The organism is Tistrella sp., assembly GCF_002684955.1.
Classification (GTDB): Bacteria; Pseudomonadota; Alphaproteobacteria; order Tistrellales; family Tistrellaceae; genus Tistrella; species Tistrella mobilis.
Window position 1 is genome coordinate 190,527 of the sequence record NZ_NYWI01000086.1, and the last position, 16,228, is coordinate 206,754.

Genomic DNA, 16,228 nt, shown 5'->3' on the forward strand with positions numbered 1-16,228 from the left:
ACGGCGCGGCCGCGCTCAGGACCTTTGAAGACCGGCGCATCGCGCCGTAAGATCGTCGAAACACCAGCAGCGGACCGGGTGACGGCAGGGAGCCAGACGTCGCCACCCGGCAGCATCAGCGGAGCCGCGCGAGCCTGACATGGACTGGGACCGGGTCAAGATCTTCCACACCGTCGCCGAGGCCGGCAGCTTCACGCATGCAAGCGAGTTGCTGAACCTCAGCCAGTCGGCGATCAGCCGACAGATCAGTGCGCTGGAGGAGAGCCTGGGCGTTCCCCTGTTCCACCGCCACGCCCGCGGCCTGATCCTCACCGAACAGGGTGAGCTGCTGCGCAACACCGCCCGCGACGTCTTCGCGAAACTGTCCATGGCCGAGGCCATGCTGACCGAAAGCCGCGAACGGCCGAAGGGGCCGCTGAAGGTGACGACCACGGTCGCCTTCGGCTCGGTGTGGCTGACGCCCAGGATCCACGGCTTCCTCAGCCTGCATCCGGACGTCACCATCACCCTGCTGCTGGACGACAGCGAGCTGGATCTGGGCATGCGCGAGGCCGACATCGCCATCCGCATGTCGCCGCCCCGCCAGCCGGATCTGGTCAAACGCAAGCTGATGACCATCCGGCACGGCATCTATGCCTCGCCCGACTACGTCAACCGCCAGGGCATGCCCAAGACCCCGGCGGAGCTGGACGATCACAAGCTGATCGTCTTCGGCGAGGACACGGCCGCCCCCATCTCCAACGCCAACTGGATCCTGGATGCGGGCGCCACCCCCGGCAAGGCCCGGCGGCCGATCCTGAAGGTGAACAACATCTACGGCATCATGCGCGCGGTGGAGAGCGGCCTCGGCGTCGCGTCGATCCCCGATTACATGGTGCGCGAGAACGGCAATGTGGTGCAGGTCCTGCCCGAGCTGGAAGGCCCGCAATCCGAGGTCTACTTCGTCTATCACGAAGAGCTGCGCCATTCGAAGCGCATCGCGGTCTTCCGCGACTTCCTGATCCGCGAGATCGAACAGAGCCTGCGCTGACGGGCCACGACGTAGACGGGCCGCAAGGCAGACCGAGGGGCGGCAGGGGATCAGAGGTCCTCTGCCGCCTCTTCCGTTGAATCGTCATTGGTCGCGACGCGGTTGCGGCCCGAGCGCTTGGCGGCATAAAGCGCCTTGTCGGCCCTGGAAAGCACCCGGTCGATATCGTCGCCGGGGGCCGAGAAGCGGGCCAGGCCGAAGCTGGCGGTCAGCCGGATCTCGTCGCCCTTCCAGGGCATGCGGATGGCGGCGGTCGTGGCCCGCAGGCGCTCCGCCACCTCGTCAAGCTCTGCCGCACCGATCCCCGGCAGCAGCACGGCGAATTCCTCGCCGCCCAGCCGGCCGACCAGATCATCCTCGCGCAGCGTTTCCGACATCCGGCCCACGAACAGGCGCAGGGCCTCGTCGCCGGCCGCATGGCCGAAGCGGTCGTTGATCGTCTTGAAACGGTCCAGATCGGCCATGATCACGCCCGACGAGCGCCCCTCATGGCGCCACTGGTCGGCAAGATGGGCCGCCACATCCATGAAATGGCGGCGGGTGGCGGCGCCGGTCAACTCGTCGACCGCGGCCAGCGCCTCCAGCCGGTGGGCCAGCGCCTCACGCGTGCGGACCTCGGCTTCCAACCGCTGGTTCAGCCGGCGCAGTTCGTCCTGCATGCGATCCGAGAGACGGACCAGGCGGCGCTGTTCCCGATAGCCCTGGCGATAGGCGCGCATCAGCGTCCGCACGCCATCGGAGACTTCCTCCAGCTTGCGGAGCATCTCCTCGCTCTGGGCGATCATCGCCTCTTCCTGGTCGAAGAGCGAGAAATCCCCCGTCGTTGCCGGCTCGGGCAGGGTCTTCACCCTGGTCACCTTGGGCCTGGTCATCTCACGTCATCCCGATCAGTCGCCACCATCTCCGTCCGCGCACATGACGAAGTCGATGTGCTCCAGGTCGGATGCGAAATCCTCCCCGAATTCCTCCATCGTCTCATCATCCGGAGCAAAGTGCCAGTTCACAGTGACCGTGCGTCCATCTGCCGCCGATTCTTCCAACATCTGGAAAATGTTCATCAAAGCTTTCGCACTCGATGAGTTGAAGTAGATCAGCGAGATGTCCACCGTGACGCTGGGTCCGTCTTCGGCCAGGAAACTGCGCAGCGCATACAGGATCGGCCCGTAGAAGGCGGCGGCGTCCTCAGGGTAGGACTCGCCCGCCATCGAGAACCGGCCGGCGACCGGATCGAAACGCACCGCCGGCGACCGGTCGGTGGCGGCGATCTCGATGGCGAGGGGGGAGTCGGAAGCGGTCATATGAACACCTTGAGGCCATAGAAGGTGGTCTGAGTATCGATTTCGAAGAAATCATACTCGATGGGGGCACTGGCGCGACGGGCGATCTCGATCAGCCCGAGCGTCGCGCCCTTGCTGTCGACATCGGGGTCTTCCTTCAGCTTCTGGCGGTAGAGCGCCTTCAGTTCATCGGGCGACAGGGCCGCGATCTCGGCCAGCCGCTGGCGCAGGCGCGGCGCGCGCGCGGCGTCGATCACATTGGCGCAGATCACGAAGAACCGGCCGTCTTCCTTGCCCACCGTCACGATGCCCGAGCGTGCGGCATCGTCGTCCGGGCCCTGGGCATCATCGGAATAGCGGATGATGTTCTGGACCTGCTCGACGAAGACCGAGAACACCCGGCGGGTCAGATTGCGGTCGGTGGCGTCCTGCTCCAGCTTGCGGCGCAGCGCTTCCCCCAATGAGAACAGAATGCCTTCGGACATGATGCCGCTATAGATCAGCATCAGCTTGTTGGCCTGTATCTGGGTGCGGAAATCGTAAAGGTCTCGGGCCAGCACCTCTCGGCTCCTCGGACATATGCCGCATCGCATGCGACGTCGGCGCGTTACGGTTCGTCGGGGGTTGGGGTCGGGGTCGGGGTCGGGGTCGGGAGGCCTGCGGTCGCGCTGCCATCGGCCAGAGGCCCGGGCAGGCGCGGCCGGAAGGCCACCAGGGTCATGTCGTCGCGCCGGGCCTCGGCCCCGCGCCAGTCGTCGAGCGCCGCCGTCAGCGCCCGCAGCCGGTCCGCCAGCGGCAGATCGGCATGGCTCGCCAGCAGGGCCGCCATCCGGCGCCGGCCGAACAGCCGCCGCGACGGCCCGCCGACATGGTCGGTCACGCCGTCGGTCCACAGATGGAAGCTCTCCCCCGGCCGGACCTGATGAAGATGGACCGGAATGCGCCCCGGCGGCGGCAGGGTCCGGTAGCCCAGGCTGCGACGCACCCCGGTGATCGACGAGACGCCGTCAGGGCCGACCACGGTCAGCGACAGCCCGGCGCCGGCGAAGGCAACAGTCCCGGTCGCCTCGTCATACAGGCAGACCGCGGCATCGACCCCGTCATCCGAGGCATCATGCCCGCCCGGATCCGGCCGGTCCTGGCGCAGCCGCGCCCGCAGCCGCCGGTCCAGCTCCGCCAGGATCAGATCGGGTGCCGGCATGCTTGCCACGTCCAGGATCGCCTTCAGCTCCGAGGCGACCACCAGGGTCATGAAGGCGCCCGGCACGCCGTGGCCGGTGCAATCCGCCAGCAGGATCAGGCATTTGCCGTCGCGACGTTCCATCCAGCAATAATCGCCGCCCACCACATCCAGCGGCTCCCAGAGCAGGGCGATATCGGCCATTGCCGGCGCCAGCACCGCAGGGTCGGGCAGGATGCCCTCCTGAATCCGGCGGGCATAGCGGATGCTCTCCATCACCTGGCGGTTTGCGGTTTCCAGCTCGACATTCTTCTCGACCAGCGCCGCCTGGGCATCCTGCAGCGCCTCCAGCAGGCGGCGGGCATCGTCGCCGGCGCGCAGCCCCGCCACCATCCGGTTGAAGGCGGCGGCCGCCTGGCCCAGCTCGTCGTCGGTCGGCTCATCCAGCGTGGTCCAGCTCTTGTGTTCCACCTGGCGCATCGCCCGCAGCATCCGCCCCAGCGGCTGCACGACCAGCCGGCGCATGGCGAACTGCACCGTGATCGACAGGGCGCCGGTCAGCAGCAGCACGGCGAAGGCCGCCGTCGCCACCTGCAGGATCGCAATCCGGTTCAGCTCCCCGGTGGCGAAGACCACCTCCAGCGTACCGACCTTGATATGCCCCTGCGGCTCTATGATCGTGCGCGAGACGGTGATCACACCGCTGCCGGGCTCGGGCGGGGTGCCGGTCTCGAACAGCATCTCGTCATTGTCGTCCAGCACCCGGGCGTAGCGGAACCCCTGGTCGCTGACCAGCGCTTCGACCTGTGGCTCGAACACCGTGCGGTCCAGATACCAGAGCGGCGTGGCGATGGCGGCGGCGGTCAGATCGGTCAGCACGCCGGCGCGACGCTCCAGCGCCCGGCGCTGATCGGTCCAGGTGATCCAGGCGATGCTGCCCTGGATCAGCAGCACGATCAGCATCACCACCGGCAGGGTACGGCGGAACAGCTTGGCGGCCAACGAGCGCTTCGGCGCGCCGGCGGCCTGCACCCGCCCCATTGCCGCCCCGCCCATCGCCGCCCGGGACAGCGTTTCGCGTTTTTCCGTCATGCCCGCCTCCGGCGCATCGCCCGCCGTCCCCTCATCAGTCTTCCCTGAACGTCGCCGGGTCCAGCCCATAGGCGTGCCAGAGCGGCGCCAGCCGGCCGTCGCGATCGAGCCGGGCCAGAAGCCCCCGGATCGCGGCGGCATCCGGATCCAGTCCCGGCCGGGTCAGTACCCGCAGATCGTAAAGCTGATCGACCTGATCCGACACCAGCAACCGCGCCAGATCATTGGGCCGATCGGCAAGATAGCGGCTGAGGAAGGATTGCGTCACCACCCCTGCCTCCACCCGTCCCAGCAGCACCAGTTCGATGACCGCGGCATTGTCGTTCACCAGCACCAGGTCGAAGCGGCGGCGCATCTCGTCGGGGTCGCCGGCGAAATCCGCGAAGGCGTAGTGATAGCCCAGGATGGCGGCGATTTTCGTCGCCTTGACGCCGGCGAACCAGGATTTGTCGCGCCCGGCGTAAAGCTGGGCGATGAACACCTCGCGATCGGTCGCGATCGTGTCGGAGACGTCGAGCGGGATGTCCCGCCGGCTCCAGCCCCAGCCGGCCATTTCGAAGAACATCACGTCGAAACGGCCGCGGGCGAAATCGTCATAGCGCCTGAGCGGCGTGGTCGGCACCAGTTCGAAGCGCCATTTGTCCTGGATCTGGTTCAGCAGGGCGATCAGCTCCACCGTCAGCCCGTGCGGCCCCGTTCCGCCCTCGCCGAACGAGACATAGGGCGCGAACTGATAGCCGCCGACCCTGACGATCTTCGGCTCCGCCCCCGCTGCCAGTGCCGCCTGAGCCAGGACGCCGGCCACGGTGATCACGGCTGCCGCCAGCATCATCATCAGCCGATGCAACGCAGTTGACCCCCCGGAATCCCGTTCGTAAAGGCAATCGGTGACATGACGGGATACGGCAAGAGTGGCCCGTTCACGACGGTGGAGATTATCAACAATGCACGCCAATGCCTACAGCATGCGGCGGTGCCGCCTGCCGTTTCACGGCCGGATTGCATCATGTTTCCGCAGCACGGCGCGAGACGTTGGTTCGTGATGCGTAAAGCAGTGGTGACCTGCTGCTTTTCATCCGTCTGTCACAATGCTTACGCGCAAAAAGAAAGCCATGCACAACGTGCATGGCTGAACTGACGTCGTGCCTCTGGCACTTCGACCTCAGGCGTCCTATATGCACTGCAACATCGTCGAGGTTAGCCTCCGATGCCACGGAAGCCGGCGGCTCCCCCGCTTGTTTCCGCGTCCGGGTCTCCCCCCGGATGTCAGGTCTCCCTGACCTTTTTTGCGTCTCCCAGACGTGAAGCCTCCCTGTCAGACTTCAGCCGGGCCTTCGGGCCCGGCTTTTTTTTGCCGCCGGGCCTGTTTTTTGTGCTCGGGCCTGCAAATACGAAAGCCCGGGCGGGGATGTCTGGCCGGCCCCGCCCGGGCTTTTCGGTCCGATCCGTCAGTCTTTGCCGACGGTCGGTCTTTGCTGAGCTTGTCCGTTGTTATGCATCGCGCGTCTCATCGCGAGGCCCGGTTCGTGCCGGGCCGGCAGCTCTTGCGGCTGCTGCTGTGGTTGTCCGGCGCCATCTTCGGGCGTCCGGATAAAGATGGGCGTTTCCTCCTGCGCCACATCGGACCGGCGCGGCATCTGCCGCAGCGGAAGCGCGAAGGACGGAAGCGGCCGACGGGCCTGCGCAACGGTTCCGCAAGGGGCCTCCCCTCCCCTCGGGACAGCAGCACCCGAAGGATGCTGCAGCGATGCGGGCGCTCACCATGCCCGGAGGGTCACTCCGGGGCCGGGCCTGGATCCGGGGCGTGTCTCGGCGCCCCGGCGTGTCGTGTGCGCTGCCAGGCCTGGCAGGGTGATCGCAGATCCGCAGTCGCTTCGCTGCGCGGCCGACATCGGCCGTTCCGTCCATCAGACCGTCGGCGAACCTCCCCAGCTCCGCCTTCAGCCTGTCGCGACCGTCTTGTCGTCCGGTCCGACGATGTGCGCCAATATGACGCAGCCCGCCGTTCTGCGCAAGTCCGTTCTGCGTTTGCTGCATAGCGGAATGGCACGAAGCCCGGCGGACTGTCTTCTGGCGTTGAAACTTTGGCGCTGCGGGATGGCCCTGCCCGGCTTCAGCGGAACAGGCGGTCGCCGTCGCGGATATCGGTATAGAGCCCGGCGACCTGGTCGCCATAGCCGTTCCACTTCAGCGTCGGGATCTCTTCGCCGGTGTCGATCACCTGTTCGCGCGCCTGGCTCCAGCGCGGATGCGACACCTCGGGGTTCACATTGGCCCAGAAGCCGTATTCCTGGTCCTGCAGCTGCTCCCAAAAGCTGACCGGGCGCTCGTCGGTGAAGGTGAAGCGCACGATCGACTTGATCGACTTGAAGCCGTATTTCCAGGGCACGACCAGCCTGAGCGGCGCGCCGTGCTGGCGGGGCAGCGGCTTGCCGTAGATGCCGGTGGCGATGAAGGCCAGATCATTGGTCGCCTCGGCCATGGTCAGCCCCTCGACATAGGGCCAGGGCAGCCAGATCGAGCGCTGACCATGGGCCATCTCCCGGTCCTCGAAGGTCTCCATGCGCAGATATTTCGCCCCGGCCTTGGGCTGCGCCAGCTTCACCAGATCGGCGAGCGGAAAGCCGCTCCAGGGTACGACCATCGACCAGGCCTCGACGCAACGGAAGCGGTAGATCCGCTCTTCCAGAGCCATGCGGCGGATCAGTGCGTCGGCATCCAGCGTCTGCGGCGCATCGACCATACCGTCGATCGTCACCGTCCAGGGCTGGACCTTCAGCTTCTGGGCGTCGGGCCAGATCCGCTTATGGGTGCCGAATTCGTAGAAATTATTGTAGGACGAGGCGGTCTTTTCCACCGTCACCGGCCGGCCCGGATCGGTATAGGCCGGGTTGGTCTTCACGGGGTAAAGATCGGTCCAGGGCGTATCGGGGGTGGGGTCTCCCGGCTGATAGGCGAAGGCGCGGCCGGGCATCAGCAGGCCCCCGCCCCGGCCGCCCGCAACCGCCCCCGCCATGCCCAGCCCTTTGAGCACCGCGCGGCGGTCGCGCCAGACGGCTTCGGGGGTGACGGCACGCTCGGGCAGCTCCCAGCTGCGGCGGCGGATGATGCGCATGGGTCCGGCTCCTGACCTGCGGAAAACATAGGCGACGTTCAGGGAGATACGCGCCTTTCCGGATAATGGATGCCGCGGCCGCTTGCGCAAAGGCCTCACGGCCCCGCTCACGCAGGCGTGATCACCCCGACAAAAACGAAACCCCCGGCCGCAGCACGCGACCGGGGGGAGTCGTCAGAACCGGATCCTTGCGGAAGCTGCGGGATCAGGCCAGTTCGTTGCAGGCGCGCGCAATGCGGCCGCAGGCCTCTTCCAGCACCTCGTCGGCGGTGGCGTAAGAGATGCGGAAATAGGGGTCCAGGCCGAAGGCCGCGCCGTGCACGACGGCGATGCCGACATGTTCCAGCAGATAGGTCGCGAAGTCTTCCGACGAGCCGATCACCTGGCCCGACGGGGTCTTCTTGCCCAGCACGCCCTCGCAGGACGGATAGACGTAGAAGGCGCCTTCCGGCACCGGGCAGACCAGGCCCGGGGCCTGGTTCAGCAGGCGGACGACCAGGTCGCGGCGGACCTGGAAGCGGGCCGCACGCTCGGCGATGAAGTCCTGCGGACCGTTCAGCGCCTCGACGGCGGCCGCCTGGCTGACGGAGGACGGGTTCGAGGTCGACTGCGACTGAATCGCCGTCATCGCCTTGATGATGTTGGCCGGACCGCCGGCATAGCCGATGCGCCAGCCGGTCATCGAATAGGCCTTGGACACGCCGTTGACCGTCAGCGTGCGGTCATACAGCTCAGGGGCCACCTGGGCGATGGTCGCGAACTCGAAACCGTCATACAGGATGTGCTCGTACATGTCGTCGGTCAGCACCAGCACATGCGGATGACGGACCAGCACATCGGCCAGGGCCCGCAGCTCGGCAGCGCTGTAGGCGGCGCCGCTCGGGTTGCTGGGCGAGTTCAGGATCAGCCACTTGGTGCGGGGGGTGATCGCCGCTTCCAGCTGTGCGGGCTGGATCTTGAAACCGGTCTCGCGGCCGGCCTCGACGAAGACCGGCACGCCCTCGGCCAGCAGCGCCATATCGGGATACGAAACCCAGTACGGCGCCGGGATGATCACCTCGTCGCCCGGGTTCAGCGTCGCCATGAAGGCGTTGTACAGCACCTGCTTGCCGCCGGTGCCGACCACGATCTGGTTCGCCGCGTAATCCAGCCCGTTCTCGCGCTTGAACTTGTTGCGCACCGCCTCGACCAGTGCACGGGTGCCCTGCACCGGCGTGTACTTGGTCTGCCCGTCGCGGATCGCCTTGATCGCGGCGTCCTTGATGTTGTCGGGCGTGTCGAAATCGGGTTCGCCCGCGCCCAGGCCGATGATGTCGCGCCCGGCTTCCTTGAGCTGGGCGGCCTTGGCGGTGACGGCAAGCGTCGGCGACGGCTTGATTCGGGACAGGCGGTCGGCGATCACGGACATTGGATCGGCTCTTCGGCTGGGGACTGGAGGGATGAGCGACATGCCGACCGGTCGCGAGACGACGCTCGGGCGCGCGGCAGAGGTCGTGCGGCAACGTACTCCCGCCCCCCTGGGCTTTCAACGGAAAAGCCCTCATGCAAAAGGGGCTCCGGCCTGCTGACACCTCCTGTCAGGAGGCGGCGCGATCCGCTGCACTCGATCGCTGAAAATCCTGCCGAAGATCCTATATATGGCAGTGGTCCCGCCGCCCGTGCGACGACCCCGCGTCCTGACCGTCTGGAGACCCGATCGCCCATGCCCGTCCTGATGCCCGGCCGCACCTTCGACGACCGCGAGGTCCCGGATCCGATGCCGACCCGTCCGACGGGGCGGGCAGACTTCAATCTGGTCAGCGCTTTCGAGCCGGCCGGCGACCAGCCGACCGCGATCGCGGAACTGCTCGACGGCATCCGCGGCCAGGAACGCGATCAGGTGCTGCTGGGCGTCACCGGCTCGGGCAAGACCTTCACCATGGCCCAGGTGATCGCCGCCGAGGGCCGCCCTGCCCTGATCCTGGCGCCCAACAAGACGCTGGCCGCCCAGCTCTATGGCGAGATGAAGCAGTTCTTCCCCGAGAACGCGGTGGAGTATTTCGTCTCGTATTACGACTACTACCAGCCCGAAGCCTATGTGCCGCGCTCCGACACCTATATCGAGAAGGAAGCCTCGATCAACGAGCAGATCGACCGGATGCGCCATTCGGCCACCCGCGCCCTGCTGGAGCGGCGCGATGTGGTGATCGTGGCCTCGGTGTCGTGCATCTACGGTATCGGCGCGGTCGAAACCTATGCCCGGATGACGCTGGACATCAGGAAGGGCGAGACCATCGACCGGACGGTTCTGCTGAAGAAGCTGGTCGAGCTGCAATATCGCCGCAACGATGCCGGCTTTCAGCGCGGCGCCTTCCGGGTGCGCGGCGATGTGGTCGAAATCTTCCCCGCCCATCTGGAAGACCGCGCCTGGCGGCTGAGCCTGTTCGGCGACGAGGTCGAGGCGATCGTCGAATTCGATCCGCTGACCGGCGAGAAGACCGGCAGCTTTCCCAAGGTGCGCATCTACCCCAACAGCCATTACGTGACGCCCAAGCCGACGCTGGCCCAGGCGGTCAAGCACATCAAGGAAGAGCTGAAGGCGAGGCTCGCTCAGTTCGAGGCCGAGGGCAAGCTGCTGGAGGCCCAGCGCCTGGAACAGCGCACCACCTTCGACATGGAAATGATCGAGGCGACCGGTTCCTGCGCCGGCATCGAGAACTATTCCCGCTATCTGTCGGGCCGGGCCCCCGGCGAGCCGCCGCCGACCCTGTTCGAATACCTGCCGGAGGATGCCATCCTCTTCGTCGACGAGAGCCATGTGACCGTGCCGCAGGTGGGCGGCATGTTCCGCGGCGACTTTCAGCGCAAATCGGTGCTGTCGGATTACGGCTTCCGCCTGCCGTCCTGCGCCGACAACCGGCCGCTGAAATTCGAGGAATGGGACGCGATGCGGCCGCAATCGGTCTTCGTATCGGCGACCCCCGGCCCCTGGGAGCTGGAGCGCACCGGCGGCACCTTCGTCGAACAGGTCATCCGTCCCACCGGGCTGATCGATCCGCCGGTGATCGTGCGGCCCTGCACCCGCCAGGTGGACGATCTTCTGGCCGAGGCGCGCGACACCATCGCGAAGGGCTACCGGGTGCTGGTCACCACGCTGACCAAGCGCATGGCCGAGGATCTGACCGAATACATGCACGAAGCCGGGCTGAAGGTCCGCTATCTGCATTCCGACGTCGAGACGCTGGAGCGGATCGAGATCATCCGCGACCTGCGCAAGGGCGTGTTCGACATCCTGATCGGCATCAACCTGCTGCGCGAGGGGCTGGACATCCCGGAATGCGCGCTGGTTGCCATTCTGGATGCCGACAAGGAAGGCTTCCTGCGCTCCAAGACCTCTCTGGTCCAGACCATCGGTCGCGCGGCGCGCAATGTCGACGGCCGGGTGCTCTGCTATGCCGACCACATGACCGACAGCCTGTCCTACGCCATCGCCGAGACCGACCGCCGCCGCGCCAAGCAGATGGCCTATAACCAGGAACACGGCATCACGCCCGAGAGCGTGCGCAAGACCATCGGCGATGCGCTGGGCAGCGTCTATGAGGCCGACTATCTGGAGGTGGAGGTCGAAGAGGCCGATCAGGGCCATCTGGTCGGCCATAATCTCCGCGCCTATAAGGAGGATCTGGAGAAGCGGATGCGCGCCGCCGCCGCCGATCTGGAATTCGAGGAGGCGGCCCGGCTGCGGGACGAGTTGAAGCGCCTGGATGCCGCCGAACTGGGCCTGGCCGAGGGGGCCGGCCCGGCGCTCGCCCCGCCGAAAGGGCGCGGCGGCCGGCTGGACTCGCGGGCGGCCCGGGTCGCGGGCGGCGCCAAGACCGGCGGCCGGCGCGGGGCGCTCAAATCCGGCAAGCCCACCGGGCGCAAGCGCGGCTGACGGCGGACGGGCCGCCATGGCGTGGGTTTTGCCACAGCCGGTGCCCCGAAAATCGATCCGCCCCCTGGAACCGCGCGTAGGAGAAGCGGCAGCCCCGTCGTATCATCGCCGTTGCGCAGCACCGGGCATCGGGCCCGGGCGGCGCGACGGGACCGTATTCGGGGCATGACGGCGCCGGACGGACACGCCGAAGGGCGGCCACGGATGCCGAGTGGGGGAAGCAGGACGTGCGGATCATCGGGCAGATCATCCTGATCGCGGGCCTTGCCGCGGCCGGCGCCGGCGCGTGGTACGGCTGGGACCGCCTGGCCGGCGGCGAGGCAGGCAAGGCCTCGGCGACGGTGACGCCGGCGACCGTGCGGCCGGTGACGGTCGAACTCGCCGCCGTGACGCCCCGTCAGCTCGCCCGCGTGGTCGAAGCGGTCGGCACCGCCCGCGCCATGGATGCGGTGACGGTCGCCACCAAGATTTCCGGCCGGATCGCGGAGCTGAACTTCACCCCCGGCACCACGGTTGAAGCCGGCCGCGTGCTGGCCGCGCTCGACGATGCCGCGGCGCGCGCCAATGTCGCCCAACTGGAAGCGGCGGTCCACGAGGCCCAGACCCAGCTGGAGCGCGCCCGCCAGCTGCGCCAGCGCAACGCCGTCTCCGCTGCGGAATTCGACACCCGCACCACCTCGCTGGCGGGCGCCCGCGCCCAGCTCGCGGCCGCAAGAGCAGAGCTTGCCGATCACAAGGTGGTGGCCCCCTTCGCGGGCCGGGTGGGTCTGCGTCAGGTCAGCATCGGTGCGGTGGTCGGCCCCGATACCGCGATCACCACGCTCGACGACATCGACCCGATCAAGCTGTCCTTCGCGGTGCCCGAAACCGCCCTCGCCCAGCTCAGCGCCGGCCAGACCGTGGCCGCCCGCAGCGCCGCCTATCCCGACGACGCCTTCACCGGCCGGGTGCAGTTCATCGATACCCGCATCGATGTGGCGACCCGTGCCGTCACGGTGGAAGCTGCGGTCGACAACCCCGACGGGCGGCTGAAGCCGGGCATGTTCATGGCCGTGACCCTCACCCTCGACCCCGGCCCCGACGTGCCGACCATCCCCGAGGCCGCGATGATCCGCGAAGGCCGGCTCGCCTATGTCTATGTCGCCGGCACCGACGGCGTCGCCCGGCGGCGGATCATCGAACCCGGCCGCCGTCAGGACGGGCTGATCGAGGTGCTGAAGGGGCTGGAGCCGGGCGAACCGGTGGTGGTGGCGGGCCATCAGCGCCTGCGCGACGGCGCACCGATCACCGTTGCAACGGGAACCGGCACCCAGCCGGCCACCGCCGGCTGATGCCCTCCCCGCTGTCGATCCGGGTGCCGTCATGATCCTGTCGGACGTCTCCATCAAGCGCCCGGTCTTCGCGACCGTCCTGTCGCTGCTGCTCGTGGTTCTGGGCCTGTCCGCCGCCATCCGCCTGGCGGTGCGCGAATACCCGGATGTCGACACGCCGGAAGTGTCGATCTCCACCGCCTATCGCGGCGCGCCGGCCTCTCTGGTCGAGACCCAGATCACCGAGATCGTCGAGGGCGCGGTCAGCGGCATCGAGGGCATCCGCAGCATGCGCTCGGTCAGCCGCGACGGCCGGTCCTATGTCTCGATCGAATTCAATGTCGACCGCGACCTGGAAGCCGCGACCAACGATGTCCGCGACAAGGTCGCCCAGGTGATGGACGACCTGCCCGAGACCGCCGACCAGCCGATCATCTCCAAGGCCGATGCCGATGCCCGGGCGATGCTGTGGGTGACGCTGACCTCGGATGCGCGCGATTCGCTGGCCCTCACCGACTATGCCGACCGCTATATCGTCGACCGGCTGTCGGTGGTGCCGGGCGTCGCCTCGGTCTATATCGGCGGCGAGCGGCGCTATGCGATGCGGATCTGGATCGACCGGCAGGCGCTGGCGGCGCGCGGGCTGACCGTCACCGACATCACCGCCGCACTCAACCGCGAGAATCTGGAACTCCCCGCCGGCAGCATCGAGACCACCAATCGCGAGGTCACGATCCGCACCGACACCCGCTTCGCCGGCGAGGATGATTTCCGCCGCCTGATCCTGGCCGGCGGCACCGATGGCAGCCCGATCCGGCTGGGCGATGTCGCCCGGGTGGAGGTCGGCGCCGAAGACTACAAGAACGAGATCCGCTCCAACGGCATGTCGGGCATCGGCATCGGCGTGATCCGCCAGTCGAAGGCCAATACGCTCGACGTCGCCAATGGCGTGCGGGCCGAGATCGAGCAGATCCGCACCAGCCTGCCCCCGGACATCCGGGTCGCCTATTCATATGACGAGAGCCTGTTCATCTCCGAGGCGATCTACGAGGTCATGCATGCGCTGGTGATCGCCCTGCTGCTCGTGGTCGGCATCATCTTCATCTTCCTGCGCTCGATCGCGGCAACGCTGGTGCCGGCTGTGGCGATCCCGGTCTCGGTGATCGCCTCGCTCACCGTGCTGGGCGCGCTCGGCTTTTCGATCAACGTGCTGACCCTGCTGGCGCTGGTGCTGGCGATCGGGCTGGTGGTCGACGACGCGATCGTGGTGCTGGAGAACATCCACCGCCGGATCGAAGAGGGGGAGCCGCCGCTGCTGGCCTCGCTGCGCGGCTCGCGCCAGATCGCTTTCGCGGTGATCGCGACCACGCTGGTTCTGATTGCGGTCTTCGTGCCGATCTCGTTCATGGAGGGGCGCACCGGCCGGCTGTTCGGCGAATTCGGTATCGCCATGGCATCTTCCGTCGCCTTCTCCATGCTGGTCGCACTGACCCTGACGCCGATGATGTGCAGCAAGCTGCTGCGCGCACCGGGCAAGGCCAATGCCGCCGAGCGGATGAGCCAGCGCTTCTTCGACGGCATGAACCGGGTCTATGACCGCATCCTGGGCTGGGCGATGGCGGCGAAGCTGGTGGTGATCGCGATCGCCATCGGCATCTCGGTGGTCGCCGGCATCCTCTACGACGTCATCCCCCGCGAATTCGCGCCCACCGAAGACCGTGGCAGCTTCATCGTGGTCGTCCAGGCCCCCAAGGGGGCGAGCTACGACTACACCAGCCGCAATGTCGAAAAGGTGGAAGAGATCCTGCGGCCGCTGGTCGATCGCGGTGTCGCCTCGATCGTCTTCACCATCGTCTCCCCCGGCTCCAACCGCCCCTCGCCGGTGGATCGCGCCTTCGTGATCGTGCGCCTGGCGCCCTGGTCGGAGCGCGATGTCCGCCAGACCGATCTGGTGCGCGAGGTGCTGCCCAAACTCTCGGCGGTGCCGGGCGTGCGGGCGGTGCCGGTCAACCCGCCGGGGCTGGGCCAGCGCGGCTTCTCGGACCCGCTGGAAGTGGTGGTCGCCGGGCTCGACCGCGAGGACGTGAAGGTCTGGAGCGACATCATGCTCCGCCGGCTGCAGGACAATCCGCAGCTCACCAACGTCAACAGCGACTATGAAGAGACCAAGCCCCAGCTCGACGTCTCGGTCGACCGCGAGCGGGCGGCCGCCCTCGGCATCACCGCCCAAGAGATCGGCGGCACGCTGGAAGTGATGTTCGGCAGCCGGACCGTCACCCGCTTCGAGGATCGCGGCGAACAGTACGACGTGGTGCTCCAGGCCGCCGATGCCGATCGTGCCGCGGCGCGCGACCTCTCCAACGTCTTCGTGCGCGCCGGCACCGACGGCTCGCTGGTGCCGCTGTCCAATCTGGTACGCATGGAAGAGGTGGCGGTGCCGCCCGAGTTGCGCCGCGTCGACCGCCTGCCCGCCATCACCATCGAAGCCGGCCTCGCCGACGGCTATGGTCTCGGCAATGCGATCGAAGAGGTCCGCCGGATCGCCGCCGAGGAACTGCCGACGGCTGCCCGCGTCACCTTCGACGGCCAGTCGCGCGAATATGTCGATGCCGGCGCCGGCGTGATGATCGTGTTTGCGCTCGCCATCCTGATCGTGTTCCTGGTGCTGGCGGCCCAGTTCGAAAGCTGGATCCACCCGGTGATCATCCTGCTGGCGGTGCCGGTGGGGCTGACGGGGGGCCTGGCCGGCGTCTGGCTGTCGGGCGGTACCTTCAACATCTACAGCCAGATCGGCATGGTGATGCTGGTCGGGCTGATGGCTAAGAACGGCATCCTGATCGTCGAATTCGCCAACCAGCTCCGCGACGAAGAGGGCCTGTCGCCGGCCGCCGCTGCCCGGAAATCGGCCGTGCTGCGCCTGCGCCCGATCCTGATGACCACGATCGCGACCGTGCTGGGCGCGGTGCCGCTGGCCATGGGCCATGGCGCCGGTGTGGAAAGCCGCAGCGCGCTGGCGGTGGTGGTGATCGGTGGCATGTCGCTCGCCACCATGATGACCCTGTTCCTGGTGCCGGTGCTCTATGCGATGCTGGCGGGCTTCACCCGCCCGGCGGGCTCGATCGCAAAGCGCCTGACCGAGCTTGACCGCAACCACCCTTCGGCCCATGTCGGTGCCGAGGGCCATGGCGGTGGAGATGGCACCGCCGCCCGCGAAACCGGGCCAGGCCGCCCGTTGCCCGGCCCCGGGGAATGACCCTCGGGGCGGCATCATCGGGGGCCGGGCGTCGTTTCGGTTCCCGACACCAACCACG

General features: G+C 67.6%; 12 protein-coding genes. 5 read left to right on the forward strand and 7 right to left on the reverse strand.

What is annotated here, in order from left to right; translation table 11 throughout:
• The first annotated feature begins 139 nt into the window (after positions 1-139).
• Entirely contained in the window at positions 140-1,030 is an 891-nt protein-coding gene (locus tag CMO28_RS29005; RefSeq protein WP_014747716.1) for a LysR family transcriptional regulator, read from the forward strand.
• A 50-nt stretch (positions 1,031-1,080) separates the two neighbouring features.
• On the opposite strand, the gene CMO28_RS29010 is transcribed toward CMO28_RS29005, so the two are convergent.
• The 5 genes from CMO28_RS29010 to CMO28_RS29030 are packed head-to-tail and all read right to left on the reverse strand — an operon-like array spanning position 1,081 to position 5,426.
• On the reverse strand, positions 1,081-1,902 hold the full coding sequence (locus CMO28_RS29010) for a GGDEF domain-containing protein (protein WP_296720860.1): 822 nt from the start codon (positions 1,900-1,902) through the stop codon (positions 1,081-1,083).
• Between the two features lie 15 nt (positions 1,903-1,917).
• Positions 1,918-2,328 carry a DUF1987 domain-containing protein gene (locus CMO28_RS29015; protein WP_062766278.1) on the reverse strand — a complete coding sequence of 137 codons (411 nt, stop codon included), beginning with the start codon at positions 2,326-2,328 and terminating at the stop codon, positions 1,918-1,920.
• A complete protein-coding gene (locus tag CMO28_RS29020; RefSeq protein WP_296720866.1) occupies positions 2,325-2,867 on the reverse strand; it encodes a SiaB family protein kinase in 543 nt (180 codons plus the stop codon). The genes CMO28_RS29015 and CMO28_RS29020 overlap by 4 nt, the downstream gene beginning before the upstream one ends.
• 47 nt (positions 2,868-2,914) lie before the next feature.
• Positions 2,915-4,579, reverse strand: a complete 1,665-nt coding sequence (locus CMO28_RS29025) for a PP2C family protein-serine/threonine phosphatase (RefSeq protein ID WP_296720872.1) — start codon at positions 4,577-4,579, stop codon at positions 2,915-2,917.
• Positions 4,580-4,613: 34 nt separating this feature from the next.
• Positions 4,614-5,426, reverse strand: a complete 813-nt coding sequence (locus tag CMO28_RS29030) for a substrate-binding periplasmic protein (RefSeq protein ID WP_296720874.1) — start codon at positions 5,424-5,426, stop codon at positions 4,614-4,616.
• Between the two features lie 45 nt (positions 5,427-5,471).
• Between CMO28_RS29030 and CMO28_RS29035 the strand changes: the two genes are divergently transcribed.
• Positions 5,472-5,717, forward strand: a complete 246-nt coding sequence (locus CMO28_RS29035; protein ID WP_156503263.1) for a hypothetical protein — start codon at positions 5,472-5,474, stop codon at positions 5,715-5,717.
• A gap of 975 nt (positions 5,718-6,692) precedes the next feature.
• On the opposite strand, the gene msrP is transcribed toward CMO28_RS29035, so the two are convergent.
• Positions 6,693-7,694 carry a protein-methionine-sulfoxide reductase catalytic subunit MsrP gene (msrP, locus tag CMO28_RS29040; RefSeq protein WP_296720877.1) on the reverse strand — a complete coding sequence of 334 codons (1,002 nt, stop codon included), beginning with the start codon at positions 7,692-7,694 and terminating at the stop codon, positions 6,693-6,695.
• Positions 7,695-7,899: 205 nt separating this feature from the next.
• The gene (locus tag CMO28_RS29045) at positions 7,900-9,102 is read right to left on the reverse strand and encodes a pyridoxal phosphate-dependent aminotransferase (protein WP_296720879.1); all 1,203 of its coding nucleotides are present in this window, start codon (positions 9,100-9,102) and stop codon (positions 7,900-7,902) included.
• Positions 9,103-9,396: 294 nt separating this feature from the next.
• Between CMO28_RS29045 and uvrB the strand changes: the two genes are divergently transcribed.
• The 3 genes from uvrB to CMO28_RS29060 all read left to right on the forward strand — a co-directional run bounded on the left by uvrB (position 9,397) and on the right by CMO28_RS29060 (position 16,170).
• Entirely contained in the window at positions 9,397-11,607 is a 2,211-nt protein-coding gene (gene uvrB / locus CMO28_RS29050) for an excinuclease ABC subunit UvrB (protein WP_323755131.1), read from the forward strand.
• 227 nt (positions 11,608-11,834) lie between these two features.
• Positions 11,835-12,938 (forward strand): efflux RND transporter periplasmic adaptor subunit, encoded by a 1,104-nt coding sequence (locus CMO28_RS29055; protein WP_296720882.1) that lies wholly within the window; start codon positions 11,835-11,837, stop codon positions 12,936-12,938.
• Positions 12,939-12,969: 31 nt separating this feature from the next.
• Positions 12,970-16,170: an efflux RND transporter permease subunit gene (locus CMO28_RS29060; RefSeq protein WP_296720886.1), complete on the forward strand. Its 3,201-nt coding sequence runs from the start codon at positions 12,970-12,972 to the stop codon at positions 16,168-16,170.
• The last annotated feature ends 58 nt before the right edge of the window (positions 16,171-16,228 follow it).

What these genes read in the sequence shown, in the direction of transcription:
- CMO28_RS29015 (WP_062766278.1), bottom strand. Translation starts at nt 2,328, where the DNA reads ATGACCGCTTCCGACTCCCCCCTCGCCATCGAGATCGCCGCCACCGAC.
- CMO28_RS29045 (WP_296720879.1), bottom strand. Translation starts at nt 9,102, where the DNA reads ATGTCCGTGATCGCCGACCGCCTGTCCCGAATCAAGCCGTCGCCGACG.
- CMO28_RS29010 (WP_296720860.1), bottom strand. Translation starts at nt 1,902, where the DNA reads ATGACCAGGCCCAAGGTGACCAGGGTGAAGACCCTGCCCGAGCCGGCA.
- msrP (WP_296720877.1), bottom strand. Translation starts at nt 7,694, where the DNA reads ATGCGCATCATCCGCCGCCGCAGCTGGGAGCTGCCCGAGCGTGCCGTC.
- CMO28_RS29005 (WP_014747716.1), top strand. Translation starts at nt 140, where the DNA reads ATGGACTGGGACCGGGTCAAGATCTTCCACACCGTCGCCGAGGCCGGC.
- CMO28_RS29060 (WP_296720886.1), top strand. Translation starts at nt 12,970, where the DNA reads ATGATCCTGTCGGACGTCTCCATCAAGCGCCCGGTCTTCGCGACCGTC.
- CMO28_RS29025 (WP_296720872.1), bottom strand. Translation starts at nt 4,579, where the DNA reads ATGACGGAAAAACGCGAAACGCTGTCCCGGGCGGCGATGGGCGGGGCG.
- CMO28_RS29035 (WP_156503263.1), top strand. Translation starts at nt 5,472, where the DNA reads ATGACGGGATACGGCAAGAGTGGCCCGTTCACGACGGTGGAGATTATC.
- uvrB (WP_323755131.1), top strand. Translation starts at nt 9,397, where the DNA reads ATGCCCGTCCTGATGCCCGGCCGCACCTTCGACGACCGCGAGGTCCCG.